This is a genomic window from Xanthobacter luteus, from assembly GCF_040049235.1.
In the GTDB taxonomy this organism is placed as follows: domain Bacteria; phylum Pseudomonadota; class Alphaproteobacteria; order Rhizobiales; family Xanthobacteraceae; genus Xanthobacter.
Genome location: NZ_JBDZDO010000003.1, coordinates 152,524 through 179,486, shown reverse-complemented (window position 1 = coordinate 179,486; position 26,963 = coordinate 152,524). Strand labels below are relative to the sequence as shown.

29 protein-coding genes are annotated in these 26,963 nt (G+C 70.5%); 13 read left to right on the top strand and 16 right to left on the bottom strand.

Annotated elements, in window-relative coordinates; translation table 11 throughout:
* Positions 1-17: 17 nt before the first annotated feature.
* The 6 genes from ABLE88_RS11845 to ABLE88_RS11820 all read right to left on the bottom strand — a co-directional run bounded on the left by ABLE88_RS11845 (position 18) and on the right by ABLE88_RS11820 (position 4,501).
* Positions 18-785: an ABC transporter permease gene (locus ABLE88_RS11845; protein WP_348831891.1), complete on the bottom strand. Its 768-nt coding sequence runs from the start codon at positions 783-785 to the stop codon at positions 18-20.
* On the bottom strand, positions 782-1,612 hold the full coding sequence (locus tag ABLE88_RS11840; RefSeq protein ID WP_348831890.1) for an ABC transporter ATP-binding protein: 831 nt from the start codon (positions 1,610-1,612) through the stop codon (positions 782-784). Before ABLE88_RS11840 ends, ABLE88_RS11845 begins: the two co-directional genes overlap by 4 nt.
* A gap of 29 nt (positions 1,613-1,641) precedes the next feature.
* Positions 1,642-2,718 carry an ABC transporter substrate-binding protein gene (locus tag ABLE88_RS11835; protein ID WP_348831889.1) on the bottom strand — a complete coding sequence of 359 codons (1,077 nt, stop codon included), beginning with the start codon at positions 2,716-2,718 and terminating at the stop codon, positions 1,642-1,644.
* 156 nt (positions 2,719-2,874) lie between these two features.
* Complete coding sequence (locus ABLE88_RS11830; protein WP_348831888.1) at positions 2,875-3,396, bottom strand: Rrf2 family transcriptional regulator; 522 nt, start codon at positions 3,394-3,396, stop codon at positions 2,875-2,877.
* Positions 3,397-3,547: 151 nt separating this feature from the next.
* On the bottom strand, positions 3,548-4,012 hold the full coding sequence (locus ABLE88_RS11825) for an Rrf2 family transcriptional regulator (protein ID WP_348831887.1): 465 nt from the start codon (positions 4,010-4,012) through the stop codon (positions 3,548-3,550).
* A 3-nt stretch (positions 4,013-4,015) separates the two neighbouring features.
* Positions 4,016-4,501, bottom strand: coding sequence for a GNAT family N-acetyltransferase (locus tag ABLE88_RS11820; RefSeq protein ID WP_348831886.1), 486 nt, complete (start codon positions 4,499-4,501; stop codon positions 4,016-4,018).
* A 138-nt stretch (positions 4,502-4,639) separates the two neighbouring features.
* Here ABLE88_RS11820 and ABLE88_RS11815 point away from each other — a divergent pair, with 138 nt between their 5' ends.
* The 8 genes from ABLE88_RS11815 to cobT all read left to right on the top strand — a co-directional run bounded on the left by ABLE88_RS11815 (position 4,640) and on the right by cobT (position 13,658).
* Entirely contained in the window at positions 4,640-7,678 is a 3,039-nt protein-coding gene (locus tag ABLE88_RS11815) for a xanthine dehydrogenase family protein molybdopterin-binding subunit (RefSeq protein WP_348831885.1), read from the top strand.
* Positions 7,675-8,502, top strand: a complete 828-nt coding sequence (locus tag ABLE88_RS11810) for an FAD binding domain-containing protein (protein ID WP_348831884.1) — start codon at positions 7,675-7,677, stop codon at positions 8,500-8,502. The genes ABLE88_RS11815 and ABLE88_RS11810 overlap by 4 nt, the downstream gene beginning before the upstream one ends.
* Positions 8,490-9,005 (top strand): (2Fe-2S)-binding protein, encoded by a 516-nt coding sequence (locus ABLE88_RS11805; RefSeq protein ID WP_348831883.1) that lies wholly within the window; start codon positions 8,490-8,492, stop codon positions 9,003-9,005. The genes ABLE88_RS11810 and ABLE88_RS11805 overlap by 13 nt, the downstream gene beginning before the upstream one ends.
* On the top strand, positions 9,002-10,090 hold the full coding sequence (locus ABLE88_RS11800) for an MBL fold metallo-hydrolase (protein ID WP_348831882.1): 1,089 nt from the start codon (positions 9,002-9,004) through the stop codon (positions 10,088-10,090). The genes ABLE88_RS11805 and ABLE88_RS11800 overlap by 4 nt, the downstream gene beginning before the upstream one ends.
* Before the next feature lie 33 nt (positions 10,091-10,123).
* Positions 10,124-10,591: a cupin domain-containing protein gene (locus ABLE88_RS11795; RefSeq protein WP_348831881.1), complete on the top strand. Its 468-nt coding sequence runs from the start codon at positions 10,124-10,126 to the stop codon at positions 10,589-10,591.
* A 34-nt stretch (positions 10,592-10,625) separates the two neighbouring features.
* On the top strand, positions 10,626-11,417 hold the full coding sequence (locus tag ABLE88_RS11790; protein WP_348831880.1) for an alpha/beta fold hydrolase: 792 nt from the start codon (positions 10,626-10,628) through the stop codon (positions 11,415-11,417).
* A gap of 171 nt (positions 11,418-11,588) precedes the next feature.
* Positions 11,589-12,485, top strand: coding sequence for an alpha/beta fold hydrolase (locus ABLE88_RS11785; protein ID WP_348831879.1), 897 nt, complete (start codon positions 11,589-11,591; stop codon positions 12,483-12,485).
* 141 nt (positions 12,486-12,626) lie between these two features.
* On the top strand, positions 12,627-13,658 hold the full coding sequence (gene cobT, locus ABLE88_RS11780) for a nicotinate-nucleotide--dimethylbenzimidazole phosphoribosyltransferase (RefSeq protein ID WP_348831878.1): 1,032 nt from the start codon (positions 12,627-12,629) through the stop codon (positions 13,656-13,658).
* A gap of 73 nt (positions 13,659-13,731) precedes the next feature.
* On the opposite strand, the gene ABLE88_RS11775 is transcribed toward cobT, so the two are convergent.
* Positions 13,732-14,805 carry a sensor histidine kinase gene (locus ABLE88_RS11775; protein WP_348831877.1) on the bottom strand — a complete coding sequence of 358 codons (1,074 nt, stop codon included), beginning with the start codon at positions 14,803-14,805 and terminating at the stop codon, positions 13,732-13,734.
* A gap of 227 nt (positions 14,806-15,032) precedes the next feature.
* Between ABLE88_RS11775 and ABLE88_RS11770 the strand changes: the two genes are divergently transcribed.
* Positions 15,033-15,515, top strand: a complete 483-nt coding sequence (locus ABLE88_RS11770) for a thermonuclease family protein (RefSeq protein ID WP_348831876.1) — start codon at positions 15,033-15,035, stop codon at positions 15,513-15,515.
* Positions 15,516-15,538: 23 nt separating this feature from the next.
* Here ABLE88_RS11770 and ABLE88_RS11765 read toward each other — a convergent pair whose 3' ends face one another.
* The 6 genes from ABLE88_RS11765 to petA all read right to left on the bottom strand — a co-directional run bounded on the left by ABLE88_RS11765 (position 15,539) and on the right by petA (position 21,539).
* Positions 15,539-16,690 (bottom strand): DegT/DnrJ/EryC1/StrS family aminotransferase, encoded by a 1,152-nt coding sequence (locus ABLE88_RS11765; protein WP_348831875.1) that lies wholly within the window; start codon positions 16,688-16,690, stop codon positions 15,539-15,541.
* 26 nt (positions 16,691-16,716) lie between these two features.
* Positions 16,717-17,715 (bottom strand): Gfo/Idh/MocA family protein, encoded by a 999-nt coding sequence (locus ABLE88_RS11760; protein ID WP_348831874.1) that lies wholly within the window; start codon positions 17,713-17,715, stop codon positions 16,717-16,719.
* A 296-nt stretch (positions 17,716-18,011) separates the two neighbouring features.
* Complete coding sequence (locus ABLE88_RS11755; protein ID WP_348831873.1) at positions 18,012-18,548, bottom strand: adenine phosphoribosyltransferase; 537 nt, start codon at positions 18,546-18,548, stop codon at positions 18,012-18,014.
* A 274-nt stretch (positions 18,549-18,822) separates the two neighbouring features.
* Complete coding sequence (locus ABLE88_RS11750; protein WP_348831872.1) at positions 18,823-19,656, bottom strand: cytochrome c1; 834 nt, start codon at positions 19,654-19,656, stop codon at positions 18,823-18,825.
* A 23-nt stretch (positions 19,657-19,679) separates the two neighbouring features.
* A complete protein-coding gene (locus tag ABLE88_RS11745) occupies positions 19,680-20,960 on the bottom strand; it encodes a cytochrome b (protein ID WP_348831871.1) in 1,281 nt (426 codons plus the stop codon).
* 51 nt (positions 20,961-21,011) lie between these two features.
* Positions 21,012-21,539, bottom strand: coding sequence for a ubiquinol-cytochrome c reductase iron-sulfur subunit (petA, locus tag ABLE88_RS11740; protein WP_348831870.1), 528 nt, complete (start codon positions 21,537-21,539; stop codon positions 21,012-21,014).
* Between the two features lie 294 nt (positions 21,540-21,833).
* Between petA and ABLE88_RS11735 the strand changes: the two genes are divergently transcribed.
* From ABLE88_RS11735 to ABLE88_RS11720, 4 genes are all read left to right on the top strand, one after another.
* The gene (locus ABLE88_RS11735) at positions 21,834-22,310 is read left to right on the top strand and encodes a tRNA (cytidine(34)-2'-O)-methyltransferase (protein ID WP_348831869.1); all 477 of its coding nucleotides are present in this window, start codon (positions 21,834-21,836) and stop codon (positions 22,308-22,310) included.
* 94 nt (positions 22,311-22,404) lie between these two features.
* Positions 22,405-23,418 (top strand): sulfotransferase family protein, encoded by a 1,014-nt coding sequence (locus ABLE88_RS11730; RefSeq protein ID WP_348831868.1) that lies wholly within the window; start codon positions 22,405-22,407, stop codon positions 23,416-23,418.
* Positions 23,419-23,520: 102 nt separating this feature from the next.
* On the top strand, positions 23,521-24,414 hold the full coding sequence (hemF, locus tag ABLE88_RS11725; RefSeq protein WP_348831867.1) for an oxygen-dependent coproporphyrinogen oxidase: 894 nt from the start codon (positions 23,521-23,523) through the stop codon (positions 24,412-24,414).
* 87 nt (positions 24,415-24,501) lie between these two features.
* Complete coding sequence (locus tag ABLE88_RS11720) at positions 24,502-24,726, top strand: YodC family protein (protein WP_348831866.1); 225 nt, start codon at positions 24,502-24,504, stop codon at positions 24,724-24,726.
* Between the two features lie 28 nt (positions 24,727-24,754).
* Here the strand turns inward: ABLE88_RS11720 and ABLE88_RS11715 are convergent, their stop codons facing one another.
* From ABLE88_RS11715 to ABLE88_RS11705, 3 genes are read right to left on the bottom strand one after another with little or no spacing between them, the layout of a single operon-like run.
* A complete protein-coding gene (locus tag ABLE88_RS11715) occupies positions 24,755-25,966 on the bottom strand; it encodes a CCA tRNA nucleotidyltransferase (RefSeq protein ID WP_348831865.1) in 1,212 nt (403 codons plus the stop codon).
* Entirely contained in the window at positions 25,963-26,223 is a 261-nt protein-coding gene (locus ABLE88_RS11710) for a DUF6111 family protein (protein WP_348831864.1), read from the bottom strand. The genes ABLE88_RS11715 and ABLE88_RS11710 overlap by 4 nt, the downstream gene beginning before the upstream one ends.
* A complete protein-coding gene (locus ABLE88_RS11705; protein WP_348831863.1) occupies positions 26,220-26,957 on the bottom strand; it encodes a CoA pyrophosphatase in 738 nt (245 codons plus the stop codon). The genes ABLE88_RS11710 and ABLE88_RS11705 overlap by 4 nt, the downstream gene beginning before the upstream one ends.
* Positions 26,958-26,963: the final 6 nt, after the last annotated feature.

The following is a 26,963-nucleotide window of genomic DNA, read 5'->3' as shown; positions in this document are numbered from 1 at the left end:
TGAAGGCGGACGTGACGTCAGCCCCGTGCGCGCTTCCAGGGAACCAGGAGCTTCTCCAGTTCGTCGGTGGCGAGGGACAAGGCGAAGCCGATGGCGGCGATGACGACGAGGCCGACATACATGGTCTCGACGGACAGGATCTGCCACGCGTTCCAGATCATGAAGCCGATGCCGGAATCGGCGCCGATCATCTCGGCGATGGCGATCAGGATCAGGCCCATGCCGAGGCCGAGCTTGACCCCCGCGAGGATCGGCGGCAGCGCCCCCGGCACCGCCACGGTGCGGAACAGCTGCCACCGGCTGGCGCGGAAATTCTGGGCCACGTCCATGTAGATGCGGTCGATGTTGGCGACCCCTGCCTGGGCATTGATGAGCACCGGGTAGAACACGCCCATGGCCACCATGACGATCTTCGACGCCTCGCCGAGGCCGAAGATCAGGAGGATGAGCGGGAACACGGCGCTCTTCGGGATCGGGTATGTGGCGGACACCAGGGGGTCGATGGCGATGCGCACCGGGCGCGAGAGCCCCGCGGCGATGCCGAGCAGCAGGGCCGGAATGCCACCGACGATGAAGCCCGCGAACAGGCGCCAGAGGCTGGCCTTCAGATTGATCCACAATTCGCCCGACAAAGTGAGCGTCCACATGCGTTCCATGATGTCGGACGGCGCCGGGAAGAAGCGCGTGTCGATCCAGCCCAGCCTGGCCGCGATCTCCCACAGCAGGAACAGCGCCAGCGGCGAACCCAATGCCAGCAGGCGATCGGTGACGGCGGCCCGGTTCATTCTTCGCCCCCTTGTTCCTGGAGCTTGGCCGCGCGCACTTCCTCGCGCAGATATTCCCAGATCCGGAACACGAACGCGCCGTAGACCGGGTCGCCGCGCAGCGCCACCACGTCGCGTGGGCGGCCGAAGGGATTGTCGAGGATCACCTTGGCGCGCCCCGGATGGGCGGTCATCACCATGATGCGGTCGGAGAGCGTCACCGCCTCGTCCACCGAGTGGGTGATGAAGACCACGGTCTTCTTGGTCTCGTCCCAGATGCGCAGCAATTCCTGATGCAGCAGCATCTTGTTCTGCTCGTCGAGGGCCGAGAACGGCTCGTCCATGAGCAGGATGTCGGGATCGTTGGCGAAGGCGCGACAGATCGAGACGCGCTGGCGCATGCCGCCGGAGAGCTGGTGCGGGTAGCGGTCGCGGAAGCGCCACAGCCCGGTGGTCTCGAGCAGCGGGCGCACCCGCTCGGCGATCTCCGCCTTGGGACGCCGCCGCATGGCAAGGCCGTAGGCGGCGTTGTCGTAGACGCTCATCCAGGGAAAGATGCTGTCGCCCTGGAACACCATGGAATTGGTCGGCCGCCCGGCATCGTTGGGCGAGACGGCGAAGGCGCCGGAGGTCGGCGCCTCGAGCCCGGCGAGGATGCGCAGCAGCGTGGTCTTGCCGCACCCGCTCGGCCCGACGATGACGAAGAACTCGCCCGGCGCGATATCGACGCTGACACCGTCGATGGCGGTGAAGTCGCCGAACGCCTTCACCAGCTTCTCGACACGGATCTTCGGCGGCGGCGGCTCGATGTCGACCGACATGGAGATCCGCAGTTCGGCTGCGCGCATGAGCTCGCCTCCCGTGCGTGACACGGCGGTCAGGTGCGCTGGCCGGTATAGGGGCCGACCTGCTTTAGGGCGTAGTCCACGAACGAGCCGTCGATCACGGCTTCCACGTTCGGGTCGAAGTCGAGGAAGCCCTGCTCGCGATAGAAGGCGGCGTCCTTCTTCAGGCTCGCGACGTTGACGGCGCCATTGGGATTGATGCCGGTGGGCACGATGCGCGAGAAGATGCCCTTGTCGTCCACCTTCATGTCCTCGCCGAGAATGCGCACCACCTCCGGCCCGTTGGTGCCGGCGAAGCGGCCGCCCTTGAGCGCGTCGTTGTAGAAGTGCGCCGCCTTCACGTAGGCGATCATGAAGCGCCGGCCGAGATCGGCCTTCTTGGTGATGAAGTCGTCGCCGTAGAGCAGCACGGCGATCTGCTGGTTGGGGTAGATCGTGTCGTCCCAGTAGCGCACCGCATAGCCGCGCTCCACCGCCATGGTGGCGCCCGGCTCGGGCAGGATGCAGCCGTCGATCGCCTTGTTGGAGAGCGCCGGCACGTGCTGGGGATAGCCCATATAGACGTGGTTCACGTCCTTGTAGGTGAGACCGCCCTTCTGCAGCGCGGCGTTGAGCGTCGCGCCCGGCGAGCCGCCCGGCGCCGCCTCGGCGATCTTCAGGCCCTTGAGGTCGGCGTAGGACTTCACCTGGCCGCTGTCGATCAGATCCTTGCGCACCAAAAGCGGCATGTAGGCGTAGCCGGGGGGCGAGGAGCCCTTGTCGGCGGTAATCTTGATGTTGATGCCGCGCTTGACGGCGTTGAACAGGCCGGCCGAGGAGGCGCCGACGCCGATGTCCAGCTGGCCGGCGCCGAGCGGGGCGATGACCTTGGGGCCGCCATCGAAGGTGACGAACTCGATGGCGATGCCCTGGTCTTTGAAATAGCCCTTCTCGTCGGCGATGAAGAACACCGCGTCGGAGACCACGCCGCCGGCGCGGCCCACCTTGATGGTGGTCAGCCCCTGGGCGGCGGCGGGGGTGAGGATGGCGGGCGCGGCGATGGCGCCGACGCCCGCGGCGGCCATCGACTTGAGACACTGGCGGCGTGAAATGAAGCTGAGCGAGGGCATCAGGCTTTCCTCCCGGTGCGGCGTCTGTCGCGCCATGCGGGGTGGTCCCCGCGATTGCGCGATAAGCTTTCACCATCAAATTTGGTGGTCAAGTGCCGAAATGCGCATATTTGAATTCAACGCGTCGGCGGGCCGGCCGGCGGCCGGCGGCGGGGATCAGCCGGGCGCGGCGCAGGGCGATGCGTCGGCCTCCGGAGGCTCCCGGAACCCGTGGGCCTCAAGTCGGGCGAGCAGCGACTGGATCGTGATCGTTCCCAGCGCGGCCTCGGAGAGGCGGCGCGCCTCGGCGATCCGCTGCGCCACCGCGAGCGCCACGGCGGTCTCGGGCCCGGCGGGCGCCGCTGTCTCCGGCGCGGGGAACAGGCGCATCACGTCGCCGAGCGAGAGCCGGCGCGGGTTCGCGCACAGCGCCCAGACGCCCCCGGGGCCGGGCGCCGGACGCAGGATGCCGGCATCCGCCAGCACCGCGGCGATGCACGCCAGCTCCAGCCGCGGGAGGCCGTAGAGCGCGCCGATGTCCGCCAGCGGCACCCGCACGCCGGACCTGAGGGCGAGTTCGGCCACCAGGCAGGCGGCAGAGCGCGCGCGGTCGCCGCCATCCGCCCGGGCCTTCAGGTCGCCTGCGGCGGCGGCCGCCCCGCTGTCCCGTCCGCTCACCGTCTCCCGCAGCGCAGCCATGCCGCCCTCCTGAACATAAATTAAGTAAATCTATCTATTAGATTTATATAATGGCAAGCCAAACGCCTGCGCCGCAGTGATCCCGTTTTGTAATTAATTTCAGTGGCTTAGGTAGGCCTCGCCGCGACTCTGCGGCAGGACGACGCAGCGGTCAGCCGGCGTCGCTAAGGTCGCGGCCCTTGCGGGGGGCATCGGCGGCGGCCGGGACCGGGGACCGGGCCTCGGCGCGGCGGGCATTGTTGATGATGGTCTGGATGGTCACCGAGCGCAAAGTGGCGGAGGTGATGCGGTCGATCTCGCCCAGCACCCGCGCCACCTCGCTTGCCACCGGCGTGTCGGCGCCCTGGCCGTCGGCCGGCGCGTCTTCCTCGAACAGGGAGATGATGTCGTGCAGCGTCAGGCGGTTGGCGTTGCCGATGAAGGTGCAGCCCCCGGCCGGCCCGCGGGTGGAGGAGACGATGCGGGCGCGCGAGAGCAGGCGCAGCACCTTGGCGAGGTGGTGCTGCGAGATGCGGTATTTGGCGGCGAGCTCGCTGGCCGCCACCTGCTCGCCGGGGCGCGAGGCAAGCTCGACGATGGACCAGATGGCATAGCGGGTCGCCTGGTGCAGCTTCATGGCTCAGGTGTCGCTCGGCGCGGGTGCGATGCCCATCTCAAGCTCGATGAACGGCCCGGCGGTCATGCCGTGGCTGCGGAAGAACGAGATCAGCAGATGGTCGTCGATGTGCAGCATGGTGCGCATGGTCTGCACGCCGAGGCGCCGGAAGCGCGCCTGCAAGGCATTGAAAAGCAAGGTGCCGATGCCGGCAAGCCGCACGTCCTTGCGCACCCCGATGGCGAACAGCCAGCCGCAGGGCGGCGAGCCGAACTCCCAGGCGCGCACCTCGCCCACCACATAGCCGACCACCGCGCCCTCGTGGCGCGCGACCATGAAGGTGCGCTGCGCGCCGGTCATCACCGGCGCGTAATAGCCGTACCAGATTTCCGGCTTCTGGATGCCGGTGAGGTCGGAATCGATGGCGATGATGGCGGGCAGGTCGTCGAACTGCGCCTCCTCGATCGCCACTTTCTCCTCCAGCGTGCGCAACAGATTCGCTTCGATCATCAACGCTCCATAAACCTTTCGCGCGACCACTGCGAGCCCGTGTTCATCTCCATATTCGTATTATGATACGAAATTACTTTACACAATCTCCTTCGCCATGGTACCCGCTCTTTTCAATCTATGTTCCGGAGGTTTGACGTGTCCGCCCCAGCCATTCGCAGCGCGCAGGCCGAGTTGCCGTCCCGCTCGCCGCCGCATATGAGGGACCGGCCATCCTCCTCCCCCCTCGGCAAGCCGGTCCCGCGCAAGGAGGACGACGCGCTGCTGCGCGGGCGCGGGCGCTATGCCGACGACGTGCCCGCCCCGGCCGGCACGCTCCACGCCCATGTGGTGCGCTCGCCCATTCCCCACGGCGTCATCCGCCGCATCGACACCGCCCGCGCGCTCGCCCATCCGGGGGTGCGCGCCGTCCTCACCGGCGAGGACGTGCGGGCCCTGTCCGACCCGTTCCTGGTGGCGCTCAAGCAGCCGATCCCGCAATGGACCCTGGCGGTGGAGCGGGTGCGCTTCGTCGGCGAGCCGGTGGCCCTCGTGGTGGCCGAGGACCGCTACATCGCCGAGGATGCGGGCGAGCTGGTGGAGGTCGAATACGAGCCCCTGCCCGCCATCGTCGATCCGGAGGACGCGGTCGCCGCCGGCGCGCCGCTGGTCCATCCCGACTGCGGCGCCAACGAGGTCTCGCGCCGCGAGTTCACCTATGGCGACCCGGATGGCGCCTTCGCCGCGGCGGACCAGGTGGTGAAGCTGCGCGTCGATTATCCGCGCAATTCCTTCATGCCCATGGAATGCTTCGTGGTGGTGGCGCAGCATCGCCCGTCCGACGGCAGCTACGACGTGCTCGCCAATTTCCAGGGGCCGTTCAGCGCCCATCCGGTGATGGCGCGCGCGCTCCGGGTGGCGGGCGCCAAATTGCGCCTGCGCACCCCGGCGGATTCCGGCGGCTCGTTCGGCATCAAGCTCTCGGTGTTCCCGTTCGTGGTGCTGATGGGCCTCGCCGCCCGGGTCACCGGCCGGCCGGTGAAGTGGGTGGAGGACCGCTACGAGCACCTGCTCGCGGCCAGCTCCGGGCCGAACCGCGTCACCCACATCGAGGCGGCGGTGAAGAGCGACGGTCGCATCCTCGCCTTGAGGATGGACCAGATGGAGGATTACGGCGCCTTCCTGCGCGCGCCCATGCCCGGCCCGCTCTACCGCATGCACGGCGCCACCACCGGCGCCTACGACGTCCAGAACCTGCATGTGGTCAACCGCGTGGTGATGACCAACAAGGCCCCGGCCGGGCTCATCCGGGGCTTCGGCGGCCCGCAGCTCTATCTGGGCCTGGAGCGCCTGGTGCAGCGCATCGCCCTCGCGCTCGGCATGGACGTGCTGGACGTGATCCGCAAGAATCTCGTCCCGTCCGGCGCCTTCCCCTATCGGGCGGCGGCGGGGGCGCTCTACGATTCCGGCGACTATCCGCGCTGCGTCGACATCGCCACCGGCGCGGGCCGGCTCGAGGAGCTGAAGCGCCGGCGCGACGCGGCGCGGGCCAAGGGCCGGCACTACGGCATCGGATTTGCCGCCGTGGTCGAGCCCTCCATGTCCAATATGGGCTACCTGTCCACCATGATCCCGGCGAGCGCGCGCGAGCGCGCCGGGCCCAAGAACGGCGCGGTCTCGCTCGCCACGGTGAATGTCGACCCGCTCGGCACGGTCTCGGTCACCGCCGACCTCACGGTGCAGGGCCAGGGCCACGAGACCGTCATCTCCCAGATCGTGTGCGACCAGCTCGGCCTTAAGATGGACGAGGTGGTGGTGAACCTCGAGATGGACACGGTGAAGGACCAGTGGTCCATCGCCGCCGGCACCTATTCCTGCCGCTTCTCGCCGGGCACGGCGGTGGCGGTGCACCATGCCGCCGGCGCCATCCGCGACAAGCTCGCGCGCATCGCCGCCAAGCAGCTCAACGTGCTGCCCGGCGACATCGAGTTCGTCGACGGAATGATCCGCTCGCAGACCAATCCGGACAACGGCCTGGCCTTCGCCCGCGTCGCCGGCACCGCCCACTGGTCGCCGGTGATGCTGCCCGACGGCATGGCGCCGGGCCTGCGCGAGACCGCCACCTGGGCGCCGCCGGAGCTGGAGCCGCCCTCCGGCGACGACCGCATCAACACCTCGCTCGCTTACGGCTTCGTGTTCGACATGTGCGGCGTGGAGATCGATCCCGACACCTTCGAGGTGAGGATCGACCGCTATGTCTCCATGCACGATGCCGGGCGCCTGCTGAACCCGCTGATCGCCGAGGGGCAGATCCGCGGCGCCTTCGTGCAGGGCCTCGCGACCGCGCTCTATGAGGAATTCCGCTACGACGACAAGGGCGGCTTCCTCACCGGCACGCTCGCCGACTACCTCATCCCCACCGTGACCGAGGTGCCGGAGATCGAGATCCTGCACATCGAGAGCCCGAGCCCGTTCACCGCGCTCGGCGCCAAGGGCCTCGCGGAGGGCAATTGCATGTCGACGCCGGTGTGCGTCGCCAATGCGGTGGCGGACGCGCTCGGCATCGAGAACGTGCCCCTGCCGATCACCCCCATGCGGCTTCACGCCATCCTGTCCGGGCCGGAGAAGACCCCGCCGCGCCAAGCCAAGGCGGCGCCCGCCGGCGCCACCGCCGCCCGGCGCGAGGGCGCGCGCGAGCTCACCGGCTCGGGCGCGGTCACCATCGGCGCGCCGGTTCCCGAGGTCTGGCGCGCGCTGCTCGATCCGGAGAATCTCAAGGCCACCATCCCCGGCTGCCACGCGCTCGACGTGGTGGGCGAGAACCATTACCGCGCCGACGTCTCGCTCGGCGTCGGCCCGGTGAAGGGCCGGTTCCGCGCCGAGGTGCGCCTCACCGACCTCGAGACCGAGCGTTCCGGGCGCCTGTCGGGCGGCATCACCGGCCCGCTGGGCGACGCCTCCGGCGCCGGCATGCTGCGCCTCGAAGCGATCGACGGCGGCACGCGCATCTCCTACGACTACGAGGTGGCGGTGGGCGGCCGCGCCGCCGCCATCGGCGGGCGCCTGCTCGACGGCGCCTCCGACCTCGTCATCCGCCAGTTCTTCGAGCGCTTCGCCTCGCGCCTCGGCGCCTCCTCCGGCGCCCCCTCGGTTTCCTGGTGGAGCCGCATCACCTCCCTGTTCCGGAAGCCGCGATGAAGCCCCGTCCCTTCACCTATATCCGCCCCGAGACGGTGGCCGAGGCGATCGCGGCCCTTTCCGAATGGAAGGAGGCGGCCCGCGTGATGGCGGGCGGGCAGACGCTCATCGCCATGCTCAATTTGCGCCTCGTGGATTGCGAGGCCATCGTCGACATCTCCCGCGTGTCGGAGCTGTCCGCCGTCACCCGCACCCGGACCCATATCGAGGTGGGCGCGGCGGTGACGCAGAACGCGCTGCTCTCGCGCCCCGATCTGGCGCAGGAGGTGCCGCTGCTCGCCAAGGCGCTGCCCTGGGTCGGCCATTTCCAGACCCGCAACAAGGGCACGGTGTGCGGCTCCATCGCCCATGCCGACCCGAGCTCCGAGCTGCCGCTCACGCTGGCGCTGCTCGGCGGCGAGGTGGTGCTGCGCTCGACGCGCGGCACCCGCACGCTCAAGGCGGCCGACTTCCAGCGCGGCCTGCTCTCCACCGCCCGCGAGAACGACGAACTGGTGGTCGCGGTGCGCTTCCCGCTCGGCGCCAAGGGCGAGGGCACGGGCTTCCGCGAGGTGGCGCGGCGCCACGGCGACTTCGCCATCGTCTCGCTCGCCGCCCGCGCCCGGGCCGATGCCATCGACCTCGCCGTCGGCGGCGTCGCCGACCGGCCGGCGGTGCGCACCATCGCCCGCGCCGACCTCTCCCGGCTCGACGACATCGTCGACGCGCTGGCCGCCGATCTGGGCGGCTTCGAGGACATCCACGCCACCGCGCGCTATCGGCGCGATCTGGTGCGCCGGCTCGCCCGCCCCGTGATCGATGAGGCCCTGTCATGTTCCGCGTAGGCTCAGGCGAGCGCACGCTCGTTCAGTTCGAGCTCGACGGCCGCCCGGTCAGCGGCCATGTGGAGCCGCGCATGCTGCTCAGCGACTTCCTGCGCCAGGTGGCGGGCGCCACCGGCACCCATGTGGGCTGCGAGCACGGCGTGTGCGGCTGCTGCACGGTGCTGCTGGACGGCGCCGCCTCGCGCTCCTGCCTGACGCTGGCGGTCCAGGCCCACGGCCGCTCCGTGGGCACGGTGGAGGGACTCGCCCCCGGCGACGGCGCGCTCAACACGCTCCAGGCCGCCTTCCGCAAGCACCACGCCTTGCAGTGCGGCTTCTGCACCCCCGGCATCCTCATGTCGTTCACCGACTTCCTGGCGCGCAATCCCGCCCCCACCGAGGATCAGGTTCGCGATACCCTGTCCGGCCACATCTGCCGCTGCACGGGCTACGCGCCCATCGTCGCCGCGGTGATGGAGGCCGCCCGCACCCTGCGCGGCGACGCCACGGAGACCGCCGCATGAGTGCCCCGACCATCGCGCCGACGAGCGCCCACACCAGCGCCCAGACCCACGCCTCCCCCGCCTTCGCGGAGATCGACCGGCCGTTCGCGCGCATCACCGAGGTGGCGGACGGCATCATCCGCTTCGACACGCCGGTGCCGTTTCGCGGCCTCAGGCAGGTCAATGTCTGGCTGATCCGCGACGGCGAGGGCTGGACGCAGGTGGATTGCGGCTATGGCGAGCCGCGGGTGCAGGAGGCGCTGGAGGAGGCGTGGCGCACGGTGCTCGGCGGCAAGCCGGTGACGCGCCTCATCGTCACCCACTTCCACCCCGACCATTCGGGCAATTGCCGCTACATTTCCGAGCGATGGAACGTGCGCCCGCACATGACCCAGCTCGAATGGATGTGCGCCAACCTCGCGGTGAAGGACTCGTTCACCGACGACATCGCCTCGCGCTCGCGCTTCTATGCCCGCAACGGCGCGGCGCCGGAGAAGGTGGCGCAGTTCGACGCCGAGGTGCTGCCCTATTCCGACGGCGTGGCGCTGCCGGAAGCCGCCTGCCGCATCGCCGACCGCGGCACGCTGACCATCGGCGGCGAGGCCTGGCACGTGCTCACCGGCGGCGGCCACTCGCCGGACCTCGCCGGCCTCTATTGCCCCAAGCGCAAGGTCTACATCTCCGGCGACCAGCTGCTGCCGAAGATCACCACCAATGTCAGCGTCTGGCAGGTGGAGCCGGAGGCCGACCCGCTGGGCGAGTTCATGGCCTCGCTGGAGCGCATGGAAGAGCGGGTCGGCGCCGACTTCCTGGTGCTGCCCTCCCACGGCGACCCGTTCCAGGGGCCGAACGAGCGCATCGCCGTGCTGCGCGAGCACCACCATGCCCGGCTCGATACGGTGCGCGAGGCGATCCGCGCCCACGGCGGCACGGCCTCGGCCGGCGACTGCCTTGCCGCGATGTTCTCGCGGCCGCTGGATGGCCACCAGCTCGGCTTCGCCATGGGCGAGGCGATCGCCCACCTCAATCATCTCGTCGTGCTGGGCGAGGCCGAGCGCCGCGTCGGCAATGACGGCATCACCCGGTTCCACCTTCTCGACCGCTGACCGGCGGGCAACGCCCTTTCAGGAGGAAATTTCATGAGCGACATCAAGCGCGAGGTCGTCACCATCTTCGGCAAGAACGTGGTGCTCGCCCACAAGGACAGCCCGATCGCCAATGAGGGGGTCTTGGAGAATGCGGACATCTTCCGCATGTTCAACATCTTCTCCGAGCACTTCCAGCCCTCCAACCGCAACAAGGCGGACGGCACGCCGCTGCGCCTCTACACCTCCGACAAGGTGAAGGTGGACCTCTCCAAGCGGTCGAAGGAAGACATGGGCTTCTGGCACCGCAACATCGACGCCCACGAGATCATCTTCTGCGTGAAGGGGTCGCTGAAGTGGGAGACCGAGATGGGCACCCGCATCATGAAGGAGGGCGACATGCTCTTCATCCCCAAGGGCATCGCCCACCGCTCCATGCTCGCGCCCGAGAGCGCGCCGGAGAACGTGCTGATCGAGCTGAAGATCTCGGACGACCTCACCTATGTGGGCGACAAGAGCTGATCGCCGGCGCGGAACGCAAGGACGGAATGCCGACATGCTTGTGAAGACCAGGAACGGGACCGAGCTCAACGTGGAGATCGACGGCCCCGAGGGCGCGCCGTGGGTGACGTTCTCCCATGCGCTCGCCAACAACCTGCATCTGTGGGACGACGCGGCGGAGAAGCTGAAGGACCGCTACCGGGTGCTGCGCTACGACCAGCGCGGCCACGGGGAGAGCCCGGCGGTGCCCGGGCCCTACACCTTCCCCGAGCTGGAGGCCGACGCCATCGGCCTGCTGGACGCGCTCGGCATCGCCAAGACCCACTGGGTGGGGCTCTCCATCGGCGGCATGATGGGCTATGGCCTTGCCATGAACCATCCGGACCGGCTCATCACGCTGGTGGCCTGCGACTCGCGCCCGGACGCGCCGCCGGACTATGCGGCCTATTTCCAGCACCGCATCGACCTCGCCGCCGAGGGCGGCATGGAAGGGGTGGTGGAGCCCTCCATCGAGCGCTGGTTCACGCCCGAGACCCGGGCCAAGAACCCGCCCGAGCTCGACAAGGTGCGCGCCATGATCCGCAAGGCCACCACGGTGGGCCATGCGGGCTGCTGCGAGGCGCTGAAGACGCTGTCCTACGGCCCGCGCCTCCACGAGATCCGCATCCCGGTGCTGATCCTCGGCGGCGCCCGCGACAAGGGCGCCCCGCCCGAGATCCTCGCCGAGGCGGCGGCCAAGATCCCCGGCGCCGAGCACGCGATCATCCCCGATGCCGGCCACATCACCCCGGCGGAGAACCCGCCCGCCTTCATCGCCACGCTGAAGGACTATCTGGCGCGGCATTGAGCCGGAGTACTCGTAGGAAAACCCCTCCCCCTTGTGGGGAGGGGCAGGGGTGGGGGTTCCGCGACGCCTCCAAAGGGGGCGCGACCCCCGCCCCCTCACCCCTCCCCGCAAGGGGGAGGGGAGCCGCGCCCGGCCGGAACCGCACTTCACGCATCCCGAAGGACACGCCCGATGACGACCGCAGAGCCGTTCACCCTCATTATGAGCGACGGGGCCGAGGTGGTGGGCCGCCGCGTCGGCAACCCGCAAGGCGTGCGGCTGCTCATCACCCACGGCAACGGCTTCGCCATCGACGGCTACCGCGTGTTCTTCGAGCCGCTGCTCGCCGATTTCGACGTGTTCCTCTACGACATGCGCAACCACGGCAAGAGCCCGGTGGGCCGGCGCTCGGCGCACCACTACCAGCGCCTCGCGCGCGACGTGGGCGAGATCCGCGCCGAGATCGTGCGCCGCTACGGCCAGAAGACCACGGTGGGCGTGTTCCACTCCTTCTCCTCCCGCGCCGCCATGAAGCACGCGGTGGAAGAGGGCTGGGTGTGGGACGCCTTGGTGCTGTTCGACCCGCCGAGCGTGCCGCCGGTGGGCCATCCGCTGTTCGAGCCCATGCGCCAGTTCGAGGTGAAGCTGGTGCAGTGGGCCATGGAGCGGCAGGAAAAATACGCCAGCGTGGACGAACTCATCGCCAGCTTCCGCGAGGGCCGCGCCCAGGCGCGCTGGGTGGACGAAGCCCGCATCGACATGGCGCACGCCACGCTCAAGCCCGACGGCAAAGGCGGCTTTGAAACCGTCCTGCCGCGCGAGCTGGAGGCGGCGATCTATCTGCAGGCGCTCACCTTGGACCTGTGGCCGATAGCGTCGGAATTCCGCGGCCCCACCAAGCTGATCGCCGCCGACCCGGACATGAAGGGCACGCCGCCCACCGCCTTCTCCAACCGCGCGCTCGGCACCGAGAACGGCTTCGACTGGGCCCCCGTCGCCGGCGGCGGCCACCTGCTGCAGATCGAGCAGCCGGAGACCTCCCGCGCCATCATGCTCGGCTTCCTGAAGGAGAAGGGCATCATCGGCTGAGCGCCGCGATCGGCCGCAGCGCCGATCCGCCCTTCATTTCAGCGCGCGGGAGGGCGATCGAGCGGCCGGAGCAACGACACGGCGGTTCCCTAGGGCCCGATCCCGCTCTAGAACCCCTGGGCCATCGGAGCCCGCTTGTTCATGTCCACCCTATCGCCCAGCGCCACCGGCCTGCCCTTCGACGACATCCGCGCGCTGGTCGCCACCATGCCGGGACCGGACGCGGCGGCGCGCGCCGCCGCCTGGGAGCGCCAGGGGCAGCTCGTGAAGCCGCCCGGCGCGCTGGGACGCCTGGAGGAGATCGCCGCCCACCTCGCCGCCTGGCAGGGCAAGGCCATGCCGCAGGTGCTGCGGCCCGTGGTGGTGGTGTTCGCCGGCACCCACGGCGTCGCCGAGCGCGGCGTCTCGCCTTATCCCTCGACCGTGACCCGGCAGATGATGGACACCTTCACCGCCGGCAAGGCGGCGGTGAACCAGATCTGCGCCAGCTTCGAGGCCGGCCTCAGGGTGTTCGAGCTGGCGGTGGACCATCCCACCCCCGACATCGTCACCGGTCCGGCCTTCGACGAGCGCACCTGCGCAGGCACCATCGCCTTCGGCATGCAGGCCATCTCCGGCGGCGCGGACCTCCTGTGCCTCGGCGAGATGGGCATCGGCAACACCACGGTGGCCGCCGCCGTCTGCCACGGGCTTTATGGCGGCACGGCCGAGGACTGGGTGGGCGCCGGCACCGGCGCGGATGAAGCCGTGATGGCGCGCAAGATCGCGGCGGTGCGCGCCGCCGTGGCGCTCAACGAGGGCCAGCTCGGCGACCCGCTGGAGGTGCTGCGCCGGCTCGGCGGGCGCGAGCTTGCCGCGATCGCCGGGGCGATCCTCGCCGCGCGCCACGAGAAGGTGCCGGTGGTGCTCGACGGCTATGTGGTGACGGCGGCGGCGGCGGTGCTCCACGCCATGGACCCGTCCGCCCTCGACCATTGCCTCGCCGGCCACGTCTCGGCCGAGAAGGCGCACCGCGCGCTGCTGGAGCGGCTCAAGCTGCGCCCGCTGCTCGATCTCGGCATGCGGCTCGGCGAAGGCTCGGGCGCGGCGCTGGCGGTGGGCGTCATCAAGGCGGCGGTGGCCTGCCATTCCGGCATGGCGACCTTCGCCGAGGCGGGCGTCTCGGGGGGGTGAGCGCCCAAGGGGCGCCCGTCGGCGACGCCCGTCTGCGGGAATGCAGGGCGAACCGGTCTCGGAGGCAGCGCCCTCAGGCCGCCGCGCCGCTCAACGCCGCCGGCTCCTGCGCCATCACCCGGCTCTCCGGCAAGGACAGGCTCGCCCGCGTGCCGCCGCCGGCCCGCCGCGTCAGAGAAAGACTGCCGCCATGCAGCGCGGCGAGGCCCTCGACGATGGCGAGCCCGAGCCCGGCGCCGCGGCCGGAGGCAAGGTCCACCCGGCTCTCCCGGTGGCGCGCGTCGTCGAGCGGCAGCTCGCGCTCGGCAAGCCCGCGCCCGGTGTCCTCGACGCGCACGAAGGGCGCGCCCTCCGCGAGCCCGAAGGCGAGCCGCACCTCGCCGCCCTCGGGGGTGAACTTCACGGCATTCGCCAGCAGGTTGAGCAGCATCTGCCGGAGCGCGCGCTCGTCCGCCCACAGCCGCAGCGGCGCGCCGTCCGCGCGCAGCACGAGGCCGCGCCGCTTCGCCTCCGGCGCCATCATGGCGAGGCACTCGCGCGCCAGGAGGTCGACCGGCACCGCGGTCTCCAGCAGCACCCGGTGGCCGCTCTCGATGCGCGCGAGGTCGAGCAGATCGTCGGCGAGCGCCAGAAGGTGGCGCGCCGAAGCGAGGATGTCGCGGGCATAGCCGCCATAGGCCGGGATGCGGTGCGGGCCGAGCACCTCCTGCGCCATCATCTCGGAAAAGCCCATGACGGTGTTGAGCGGGGTGCGCAGCTCGTGGCTCATCTCGGCGAGGAAACGCGACTTGGCCGCGCTCTCCGCCTCGGCGGCGCGGCAGGCCGCCTCGGCCGCATCGAGGCGCGCGGCGAGCTCCCGCTCGCGAAGCGACGCGCCGCCCGCGCCGAGCCGGCGTGCGCCATAGGCGCCGAGCCCGATGCCGGAAGCGAGCAGCGCCAGGATGCCGAGCCCGGTGGCGCCCAGCACGGAGGCGGCGGCGATCAGCAGCGTCAGCGCCAGGAAGCCGCCGGCGATGATCAGGAACACGGTACCGGCTCTGGAGCCGCGCTCGGGTCCGCCGGGCGCGCAAGCGGCCGGCGCGGCGCCGAGGCGGCCCTCCGGGCTGCGCGCCGGGCCGCCGTCGGGGCGTTCTTGCGTGCGTCTCATGGGGCCGAGCCCTCCGCGGCCCGCGCTGGCCGGAGCCGGCCGAAGCACAGGCGCGCATGTGCGCCCCCACCCTCAGGCCGCAGGGTTAATCGCCGGTTAACGAGACGGGATGCCGGCCCCGTCCTCCACCGATTGCGCGGGCGGAGCGAATCCGCCTTGATGGCGGCGGCGGCCCCTTGCCGCCCGCACCGCGCGCGGGCCGCGCGCAGGAAGACCCGCAAGATCCCATGCGCCTGCGCCGCCTCGACATCGTCGTCGCCGTCCTGCTGCTGGCGGGCCTCGCCGTGCTCGCGGATCTGCTGCTCCAGGAGAACGTGACCGGCGCCGCCCGGGCGGCGGACGGCGACACGCTGATCCTCGACGGCGCGCATGTGCGGCTCAAGGGCATGGACGCCCCGGAACTCGCCCAGAGCTGCACCCGCGACGGCAAGGAATGGCCCTGCGGCCGCGAGGCGAAGCGCGCATTGGCGGCGGCGCTCGGCAAGGGGGCGGTCGCCTGCACCTTCAGCGAGCGCGACGGCTACGACCGGCCGCTGGCGCACTGCACGGTGGCGGGCGAGGACCTCGGCGCGCTCATGGTGCGGCAGGGCCTGGCGGTGGCCTATGGCGGCTACGGCGCCGAGGAGGCGCAGGCGCGCGCCGCCCGGCGCGGGCTGTGGGCCGGCACCTTCCAGCGCCCGGCGGACTACCGGGCCGACCATCCCCGCTGAGGCGCGCGGGCGCGGCACCGGTCTCAGGCCGCGAGCCCCCGGCGCACCGCGTCGACGATGCGGTCCTGGGTCGCCGGGTCGAGGTCGGGGTGCATGGGCAGGGAGATCACCTCCTCCGCCAGCGTCTCGCACACCGGCAGGATGGCGCCCGCGGAGGGGAAATGGCGGTAGGCCGGCTGGAGGTGCATGGGCAGGCGGTAATAGACCGCGGTCGGGATGCCCACGGCCTTGAGCCGATCGGCGAGGCCGTCGCGCACGCCGGGGGCGAGGCGGATGGTGTATTGCGCCCACACCGAGGTGGCGCGCGTGTCCACCACCGGCACCTGGCACACGTCCGCCAGCAGGGCGTTGTAGCGCCGGGCCACCTGCTCGCGGGCGGCGATCTCCTCGTCGAACACGGCGAGCTTTTCCAGCAGCACCGCGGCCTGGATGGTGTCGAGCCGCGCCGTCATGCCGATGCGCACGTTCTGGTACTTGTCGGTGCCCTGGCCGTGCTCGCGCAGGCTTTTCAGCACCGCCACGAGGTCGGCGTCGTCGGTGAGGATGGCGCCGCCGTCGCCGTAGCAGCCGAGCGGCTTGGCCGGGAAGAAGGAGGTGGCGGTGGCGTCGCCGATCGAGCCGGTGCGCCGGTTGTTCCAGGTGCCGCCGAAGCCCTGGGCGGTGTCGCACAGCACCTTGAGGCCGTGCGCCTCGGCGATGGGCAGGATGGCGTCATAGTCCGCCGGCTGGCCGAACAGGTCCACCGGGATGACCACCTTCGGGGAGAGGCCCTGCTCGATGGCGACCGCGATCGCCTGTTCCAGGCTCTCCGGGTCCATGTTGAAGGTGTCCGCCTTCACGTCCACGAACACCGGGGTGGCGCCCACCCACGGCACCACCTCGGCGGTGGCGCAGAAGGTGAAGGCGGGGCAGAACACCGCGTCGCCCGGCTTCACGCCCCAGGCCATGAGGATGAGCGCCAGCGCGTCCGTGCCGCTGGAGCAGGAGACGGCATGCCGTGCCCCGGCGAAGGCGGCGAGCTGGGCCTCGAATTCGGCGACCTCCGGCCCGTTCACGAAGCGGCAGGACTGGAGCACGCGCCCGACCGCCGCATCGATGCGGGCGCCGATGCGGGCGCGCTGGGCGGCAAGGTCGATGAAGGCGATGGGCGCGGGCGCCGTCGCGGGAAACGTCATGGACAATCCTCGAAGACAGAAAGGGCTCAGCCGGCCGCCGCCGCGCGGCGCCGGGCGGAGCGGGCGCGCGCCTCGGCGCGCTCGGCGAGGCAGGAGATGGCGATGTCGAGACTGGCCACGCCCTGCTCGCCGGTGACCTCGGGCTCGCTGCCCGCGCGCACCGCCGACAGGAAGTTCTCGAGCTCGGCGCGCAGCGGCTCGGCATAGGCCACCGGCAGATGGCGGGTGGAATAGGAGCCGTCCGGCCGGTAGTCGAAATGCTCGGTCACCTGGCGCGTGAGCAGGTCGCCGATCACGTATTTGCGCGCCGTCGCCACGTGCACCGTGCGCGCCTTGAACGGGGTCAGCCAGTTGGTGTTGATGTGGGCGAGCACGCCGGAGGCGGTGCGGAACTGCAGCAGCGCGATGTCCTCGCGCTCGGCGAGGGCGGCCGAGGTCTGCGGCTGGACGTCGACGATCTCGCTGTCGGTGAGCCAGCGGATCAGGTCGATGTCGTGCACCGCGAGGTCGATCACCACGCCCACATTGGACATGCGCGGGGGGAACGGGCCGACCCGGGTGAAGGCGACCGAGAGGATGTTCTCGCCGCGGATCGCGTCCTTGACCGCGCGCACCGCCGGGTTGAACCGCTCCACGTGGCCGATCATCAAGGTCACGCCTTTCGCCTTGGCGGCGGCGACGATCTCGCGCCCTTCCGCGGCGGTGGAGGCGATCGGCTTTTCCACCAGGACGGCGCAGCCGGCGGCCATCACGTCGAGGGCGATGGGATGGTGCAGATGGGTGGGCGCGGCCACCACCACGGCGTCGAGGCCGAGGGCCAGCAGGTCGTGGTGGTCGCCCACCGCCTGGCAGCCGAGGAAGCTCGCCACGCGCTGCGCCTGGGCCTGATCGGGGTCGGCCACCGCCACCAGCTCGGCGCCGCCTATGGCGCTGAGCACGCGGGCGTGGTTGGAGCCCATGATGCCGATGCCGGTGACCCCGACGCGAAGGGGGCGCGCCCGCTCGGGCGCTGCCGTATGAGCCATGTCAGCCCTCTTGAACCTTGCCGCGCCGGCAGCCGCCGCTGGGGCCGCCGCCATGCGCCTTGAACGTGCCGGCCGATCCCGTCGTGGCCCGGGTCCGCCGCGAACCGGACGGCGCCCGGCCCCGAGGCCTCCGGCGCAACCGCCGGTCCGACCGGAAAAATCTGCCCGCCGGGCCTCCCTAGCACGGCCAACGGGGCGGAAGCGAGGCGCCCCGGGCCGCGCGCGGGGCCTCGTCCATTCAAGAATTGCATCCCCGTGTTACCGCGCCGGCCACGCTGGCGCCCCGGCAGCGCCGGTCAATGGCCGGGGAAGCTGACCAGGGTGCGCACCGGAACCTCCATGGCCCGGAGCGCCGCGGCGCCGCCGAGGTCCGGCAGGTCGACGATGAAGCAGGCCGCCTCCACCCGGGCGCCGATGGAGCGCAGGAGCTTCACGGCGCCCACCGCGGTGCCCCCCGTCGCCACCAGGTCGTCCACCAGCAGCACCCGCTCGCCGGGGGCGACCGCGTCCACGTGCATCTCCATCTCGTCCTGGCCGTATTCCAGCACGTAGGCCATGCGGACGGTCTGGTGCGGCAGCTTGCCCTTCTTGCGGATCGGCACGAAGCCGGCGGAGAGCTGGTGCGCCACGGCGCCGCCGAGGATGAAGCCGCGCGCCTCGATGCCCGCCACCTTGTCGATCTTCGCCCCGGCCCAGGGCTGCACCAGCTCGTCCACCGCGCAGCGGAAGGCGCGCGGGTCGCCGAGCAGGGTGGTGATGTCGCGGAACAGGATGCCGGGCTTGGGATAGTCCGGAATGGTGCGGATGGCGGCGGCGAAATCGTCGGGGGTCATAAGCGGCTTTCGTCCTCGGCACGGAAGGGCAAGCGCGTGGCCGCCCGATTAAACGGGAGCCTGCCGCGGCCGGCAAATCGGAACGCCCGGCGCCACCCCCGGGGAACATCCGAGGGCCCGGCGGCGCCGACCCACGTCAAGAGGGCCCCGCCGGGGCCCAGAAACTCTAAGGCGCCCCGGCGGGGCCTGGAAACTCTAAGGGGCCCCGGCGGGGCCTGGAAACTTTAAGGGGCCCCGGCGGGGCCCCTTGCGTGGTTGGAACCCGCCGCCCGGATCAGTGGGCGACGTTCTTCCAGACCTTCTTCTTGGTGAAATAGAGCAGGCCGGCGAAGACGACGAGGAAGATCATCACCTGGAAGCCGATGCGCTTGCGCGCGTCGAGATGCGGCTCGGCGAGCCACATCAGGAACGCCGAGACGTCCTCGGAATACTGCTCCACGGTCTGCGGCGCGCCGTCCGTGTATTCCACCTGGCCGTCGCTGAGCGGCTTGGGCATGGCGATCTGGTGGCCGGGGAAATAGGTGTTGTAGTGCAGGCCGGGCTGCACATGGGCGTCCGCCGGCGGGTCCACATAGCCGGTGAGCAGCGCATGGATATAGTCCACGCCGTGCTCCTGGTACTGGATGAAGGCGTCGGTGATGAAGCCCGGGAAGCCCACATGGTAGGAGCGGGCCTTGGCGATCACCGAGAGGTCCGGCGGCAGCGCGCCGCCATTGGCGGCGCGGGCGGCATTGTCGTTCGGGAACGGCGCCGGCCAGTGGTCCGACAGGCGGCCAGGGCGCTGGAACATGTCGCCCGCATCGTTCGGCCCGTCGGTGATCTGGTATTCGCTCGCCACCTGCTTGGCCTGGGCCTCGGAGAAGGCCGGGCCGCCCTCCTGGGCGAGGTTGCGGAAATAGAAGAAGTTGGCCGAGTGGCAGGCGGCGCAGACTTCCTTGAACACCTTGAAGCCGCGCTGGAGCTGGCCCGGGTCGTACATGCCGAACGGACCGGCGAACGACCAGGACATGCGCTCGGGGCGCGGGGCCTCGCCGCCCGCGGCGAGCGCGGGCGAAGAGGCGAGAAGCACCGCCGCGGCGGCACCGAAGAGAATGCTGCGAATGGTCATTTGGCTTTCTCTCCGCGCCCGGCTCAGCCCCTGGTCTCGGGGGCCGAAGCCCCCGCGACCACAGCCGCGCCCCCCTTGGCGCCCTTTGCGAGTACCGCGTCGGCGATGGATGCCGGCATGGGCTTCGGCCGCTCGACGATGCCGAGCAGCGGCAGGATGATGAGGAAGTGGATGAAGTAGTAGGCGGTCAGGATGCGCGAGGCGATCACGTAGCCGCCCTCGGCCGGCTGCGAGCCGAGATAGCCGAGGCCGACGCAGACGATCGCGAAGATCCAGAAGAACTGCTTGAACAGCGGCCGGTACTTCGCCGAGCGCACCTTGGAGGTGTCGAGCCAGGGCAGGAAGGCGAGGATCGCGATCGCCGCGAACATGGCCAGCACGCCGCCGAGCTTGTCCGGGATCGAGCGCAGGATCGCGTAGAACGGCAGGTAGTACCATTCCGGCACGATGTGCGCCGGCGTCGAGAGCGGATTGGCCGGGATGTAGTTGTCCGAGTGGCCGAGATAGTTCGGGATGTAGAAGATGAACCAGGAGAAGAAGATCACGAACACCACCATCCCGAAGATGTCCTTGATGGTGGCGTAGGGCGTGAACGGCACGGTGTCCTTGGCGACGCTCTTCACCTCGATCCCGTCGGGATTGTTCTGGCCCACATGGTGCAGCGCCCAGATGTGGAGGATGACCACGCCGGCGATCATGAAGGGCAGCAGATAGTGCAGCGAGAAGAAGCGGTTCAGCGTGGGCGCGCCGACCGAATAGCCGCCCCACAGCCACTGCACGATGGTCTCGCCCACCCACGGAATGGCCGAGAACAGGTTGGTGATGACGGTGGCGCCCCAGAACGACATCTGACCCCAGGGCAGCACGTAGCCCATGAAGCCGGTCGCCATCATCAGCAGATAGATGATCACGCCGAGGATCCACAGCACCTCGCGCGGCGCCTTGTAGGAGCCGTAATACATGCCGCGGAACATATGGATGTACACCGCGATGAAGAACATCGACGCGCCGTTGGCGTGGATGTAGCGGATCAGCCAGCCGTAATTGACGTCGCGCATGATGTGCTCGACGCGGGCGAAGGCGACCGGCTCATAGGCCACATAGTGCATGGCGAGCACCACGCCCGAGACGATCTGAACCACCAGCATGAAGGTGAGGATCGCGCCGAAGGTCCACAGATAGTTCAGATTCTTCGGCACCGGATAGGCCACAGCCGAAGAGTGGATGAGACCGACCAGCGGCAGCCGGCTCTCGAACCACTGCGCGAGCTTGCCCTTCGGCTGGTAGGTGGAGTGTCCTTCCATGGGATCCAACCTTTTGAATTGATGCGGCGACGGCCGGGCGACGGGACGGCGTCAGCCGATCATGATCTTGGTGTCGGTGGTGAAGGCGTAGGGCGGGAGCTCGAGGTTGAGCGGCGCCGGCCCGACCCGGATGCGGCCCGAAGTGTCGTAGGCCGAACCGTGGCAAGGGCAGAACCAGCCATTGTAGGGGCCCTGGTGGCCGAGCGGAACGCAGCCCAGATGGGTGCAGATCCCGATCACCACCAGCCACTGGTCCTTGCCCGCCTTCACACGGGCGGAATCGGGCTGGGGATCCTTGAGGTCGGAGAGCGGGGTGTCCTGGGCCGCCTTGATCTCCGCGGGCGTGCGGTGGGAAATGAAGACCGGCTTGCCGCGCCACTGCACGGTGACGATCTGGCCCTCGGCGATGGGGGAGAGGTCCACCTCCGTGCTGGAGAGGGCGAGCACCGAAGCATCCGGCTGGAGCTGGGAAATGAAGGGCCACACCATGCCGACAACGCCGACCGCGCCGACCGCCCCCGTTGCAATGTAGATGAAGTCTCGACGCGTCGTCGTGTCCTGCGTCTCCGTATGTGCCACGGCGCTATCCCCGATCCTGTATCCGCTTCCGCCCGCGCGGCGCGGCCCGACGTCGGCACGCGCAGACATGAGAGGCGGCTGAAGACACCTGTCGCCACCTTCGAGCGCCTCTAATTGCACCCTCATCCGATCTTGTCCAGATGATGGCCGTGCGGCACGCGGTCCTGGCCGCGAAAACCCCCGGCTACCTTCGCCGCCACCCGCCTGCCGCGGCGCGGCCGGCGCGGGCATGCCGCCCGCCGCGCATCTTGGGGCATATCCTGTCGCATTCACAGACCGATCCCGAGGCCGCCCATGATCCTCGCCCTCTATTGCCCGGACATCGCCCAGAACGCCGGCACCACCATTCGCACCGGAGCCTGCCTCGGCGTGCCGGTGCACATCGTCGAGCCGGCGGGCTTTCCGGTCGGCGCCGCCGCCTTCCGCCGCGCCGGCATGGACTATCTCGATGCCGCGGACCTGGTGCGCCACGCCTCGTTCGACGCCTTCGACGCCGCCCGGCGGGCGCAAGGCCGGCGCCTGATCCTGTTCACCACGGCGGGGGCGACGGGGTTCACGGACTTCGCGTTCGCGCCGTCCGACGCCTTGCTGTTCGGACGCGAGTCGGAGGGCGTCCCCGAGGCCGTGCACCGGCGGGCGGACGCGCGCGTGACCATTCCCATGAAGGCCGGCCTGCGGTCGCTGAACGTGGCGGTGAGTGCGGCCATGGGGCTCGCAGAGGCGCTGCGACAGACCGGCGGCTTTCCGGCGGCCCGCCCGCGCGCGGGCTGAAGCCATATTCCCGGCCAATAGCCCGGATAATGTGCAGAGGTATGATTCAAGACGTCGGGCGGGGCTATTCCGCCGGGTCCGGGCAGGGGATGGTATGCCGGTCAGTCGAGACGAGGTCGTTTACGGGTTCAAGTTCATCCTGGGTCGCGACCCCGAATCCGAGGCCGCCATAGATGCGCATCTCGGTTTCGGCGATGTGGCCACGCTCCGCAAGAGCCTCATGGCCAGCAGGGAATACCGCGAGCGGCACCCGCTGGACCTCGATCTCGGCTACGGGACCGACGCGGACCTGGAGCGCCCGGCGGTGGCGTTCCTCCATATCCCGAAATGCGCCGGCACGAGCCTCCATATGGCGCTGACGGCCCACTACGGGACAATGGCCTGCCCCGAGCGCCACAACGGGCTCGCCGACTGGCCGGCGGGCGCCCTGGCGCACTACCGCTTCTTTTCCGGCCACTTCGACTTCCCGAGCCTCGGCCTGATCCCGGCCGAAAAGGTCTCGATCGTCACCATGCTGCGCCAGCCGGCCGACCGCTTGATCTCGCTCTACCGGTTCCTGCGCGCGCACACCCCGCAGGCCGTCGCCCTGGAAGGCCAGAACATGGGGCTCGTGGCGCTCGCGCGCGCCCTCGATCCCGTGTCGTTCTTCAGCCACGAGATGCTGGCGCGCCACCCGACGGTCAACAATGCCGCCGTGCGCCAGCTTTCGGGGGCCCTGCCGCAGAAGCGTTGGGAAGCCCTGCGTCCGGGCGACGTCTATGGCGCCGCGCTGGCGGACCGGTCGCCCGAACTGGCGCTGGCGACCGCGCAGGCCAATCTCATGGGAATGGCCGCGTTCGGGCTGGTGGAGCGCATGGACCAGTCGGTGGCCCACATCTTCGCCGCGCTCGGGCTGGCGGCGCCGGGCGGCATCGGGCATTTCCAGCAGACCGGCCGCATCGCCCAGGAGCATCCGGCCTTGGAACCGGTCGCGCCGGTCACGGCCGATCCGGCGCTGGCGGACGCCCTGGCGTCGCACACCACCCTCGATGACCGGCTCTATGACATGGCGGTGGCGGTCTTCGCCGCCCGCCAGGCCGCGGCGGCGCAGGGCGAAGAGCCCGCATAGGGCGCGATCGGCGCAAAGGGATTCAATTTCCCCCGTTCGCGCACTACAACCACCCTGTCCGGCCGGCCCGCCCGATTTGGCCGGCTGGCCGCAGGAGAGCGCATGCTGCCCGATATCGATGCCCGCAAGGCCCGCGCCCGCGCCTGGTTCGAGGCCTTGCAGGGGCGCATCGTCGCCGCCTTCGAGGCGCTGGAGGACGAGGCGCCCGCGCTCTATGGCGGCGCGCCGGGCCGCTTCGCGCATACCCCCTGGGCCCGCACCGACCACGGCGGCGCGCCGGGCGGCGGCGGCACCATGGCGCTCATGCGCGGGCGCCTGTTCGAGAAAGTGGGGGTGCATACCTCCACCGTGTTCGGCGAGTTCGCCCCCGAATTCCGCGGCCAGATCCCGGGCGCCGCCGAGGACCCGCGCTTCTGGGCTTCCGGCATCTCGCTGATCGCCCACATGGCGAACCCGCACGTGCCGGCGGTGCACATGAACACCCGCTTCGTGGTCACCACCAAGGCCTGGTTCGGCGGTGGGGCGGACCTGACCCCCACCCTGATCGCCCGCCGCACCCAGGAGGACCCCGACACCATCGCCTTCCACCGCGCCATGGAGCAGGCCTGCGCCGGCCACGCGGTGGCCGACTATGCCCGCTTCAAGGCCTGGTGCGACGAGTATTTCTTCCTGAAGCACCGGGGCGAGATGCGCGGCGTCGGTGGCATCTTCTACGATTATCTCGACAGCGCCGGCGCCGGCACCGGCAGCTGGGACGATGACTTCGCCTTCACCCGCGCGGTGGGCGAGAGCTTCCTTGGCGTCTATCCGGCCCTGGTGCGCGCCAACATGGCGACGCCCTGGAGCGAGACCGAGCGCGAGGAGCAGCTCATCCGCCGCGGGCGCTACGTGGAGTTCAACCTGCTCTATGATCGCGGCACCATCTTCGGCCTGAGGACCGGCGGCAACGTCGATTCGATCCTCTCCTCCATGCCGCCGGTGGTGAAGTGGCCGTGACGAGCCGGCTGTGATCCCTGCGTCACGAACCCCGGCTAAGCCTCAGGTTCGGTGCGGGAGCGTCGCACCAGATCCGGGGAGAGAGCCATGGCGTTTACGCCGGGAGACATCGTGCAGCTCAAGTCCGGAAGCCCGGCCTTGACCGTGGTCGGCGTCGAAGGGGACGAGGTCAAGGTGTTCTGGTACGCCGACGAGGTGGGGGAGTTCCGTACCCTCACGATCCCGGCGGTGGCGCTGGAATCCCTCGAACTGGACGATTTCGCGGACGACGAGGACGAGGAAGAAGAAGAGGACGAAGACGAGGAGGACTGAGCCTGCCTTTGCGGAACCGGGCCGGCCCTCAGCCGCCGAGCGCGCGCGTCATGACGGCGTCGAGCGCGCGCGGCTCGAGCGGGAAATCCGCCGCCACCCACGCCGCCTCGACCCGCGCCAGCGCCGCCCCGAGCGCCGGGCCCGGCTTCAGTCCCCGCGCCATCAGCTCGGCCGCGCCCACGGGCAGCTTCGGCGCCGTCCAGGCGCGCGCGGTGGCGAGAACCACCGAGGCGTCCGCCCGGCCCCGCGCCTCGGCGAGCAGCGCGCGGTCCACCGCCGCCTCGGCCCCGGCCGCATAGACGAGGCGACGGGCGGCGGCCTCATCGGCGCCATCGCACACTGGAACGGCGAGGTCGGCGAGGCGCCGGGCCTCGGCATTGGACAGGCGCAGCTTCTCGCGCAGCCGCTCGGCGTCGTCCGGCACGCGCAGCGCCAAAGCCGCGAGCCGGCGCACCGCGTCGGGCGCGACGCCGTGGCGCGCCTCCGCTGCGGCGAGCCGCGCGAACAAGGCCGGGTCGGCGATGCCGGCCAGCAGCGGCTGCAGCAGGCCGGCATCGCTCATGGTCGCGAGCGTCGGCCCAGCGCGCGGCGCGACGAGCAGCTTCAGCAGTTCGGCGCGCACCCGCTCCCGCGAGAGGCCGAGCAGGCCGGCGCGCAGGCGGATGACCGCGCCGAGCGCCGCCGCGTCCAGCGGGCCCTCGCCATAGAAAGCGTGGAAGCGGAACAGGCGCAGGATGCGCAGATAGTCCTCGCGGATCCGCGCCTGCGCGTCGCCGATGAAGCGCACCTGGCGCCGGGCGAGGTCCGCGAGCCCGCCCACGAGGTCCACCACCTCGCCCGCGGGCGTGGCGTAGAGCGCGTTGATGGTGAAGTCGCGCCGCGCCGCGTCATGCGCCCACGAGCGGCCGAAGCGCACCACCGCGCGGCGCCCGTCGGTCTCGGTGTCCTCGCGCAGGGTGGTGACCTCGAAGTCGTGGTGGCCCACCACCACCGTGACCGTGCCGTGCGCGATCCCGGTCGGCACCGCCTTCAGCCCCGCCGCCCGCGCCCGCGCCGTCACCACCTCCGGCAAGGCGGTGGTGGCGACGTCGACGTCGGTGACCGGAAGGCCGAGCAGGGTGTTGCGCACCGCGCCGCCGACCACGCGCGCCTCCTCGCCGTCGCGGTTCAGCAGCGCCAGCAGCTCGGCGAGGCCGGCCCGGCCCCAGAAATCGGCGCCGGCGAGCGGGCGCCCGCTCATTCGAAATGGCCCGGCACGAATTGCCCGTCGCGGATCTCGGCCGGCACGTAGCGGCTGCCCGGCGCCGCGCTGCGCCCGTATTCGAATACCACAAGGCCGACGATCATGAGCCCGATCGCCGCCACCGAGAGCAAGGCCAGGGTGCGCGCCGACCAGTGCTCCGGCACCAGCGCGCCACGGGTCGCCAACATCAGCGCGCCGTACACGACGAACGGCGTGAGGAAGAGCGCGAATTCGACCAGGAGGGTGCGGATCATGCGCCGTAGACCCGCTCATAGAGGTTGCGCAGCATGCCCGCCGTGGCGCCCCAGATGAAGCGCTCCTGATAGGGCATGGCATAGAAATGCCGCAGCGTCCCGCGCCATTCGCGGGCCTGGCGTTCGTGGTTTTCCGGCGTCATCAGGAACGACAAGGGCACCTCGAACGCCTCGTCCACCTCGTCGGGGTTGAGCGCCAGGCCGAAGGCGGGATCCACCAGCCCGACCACCGGCACGATCCAGAAATCGGTGCGCGAAAGATAGCCGTCGAGAAAGCCGAGCGGCGTCACCAGGGCGCTGTCGAGGCCCACCTCCTCGCGCGCCTCGCGCAACGCGGCGTCCACCTCGTCGCGGTCGCCGGGGTCCACGCGCCCGCCGGGGAAGGCGATCTGGCCCGCATGGGTGGACAGATGCGCCGAGCGTAAGGTGAGCAGGATCGCCGGCTCGGGCCGGGCGATCACCGGCACCAGCACGGCGGCATGGCGCGGCGCGCGCTTCGGCGGCTCGCCGTGCCAGTCGGGCGAGAGCGCGTGGTCGCCATTGACGCCGGGATAGGCATCGGGCGTGAAGACGTCCGGCGGGCTCGGCCGCAGGCCGCGCGCGGCGCGGGCGAGGAAATCCTCGAGGCTGAAGGCGCCGCCGGCCGGCGGCCCGGAATGCTCGGCCGGCGCAGGCGCTGCCTGCTCCTCCCCGTCGCCGTGCCGGTGGTGATCGCGCATGAAGGGTTCGCTCATCTTCCC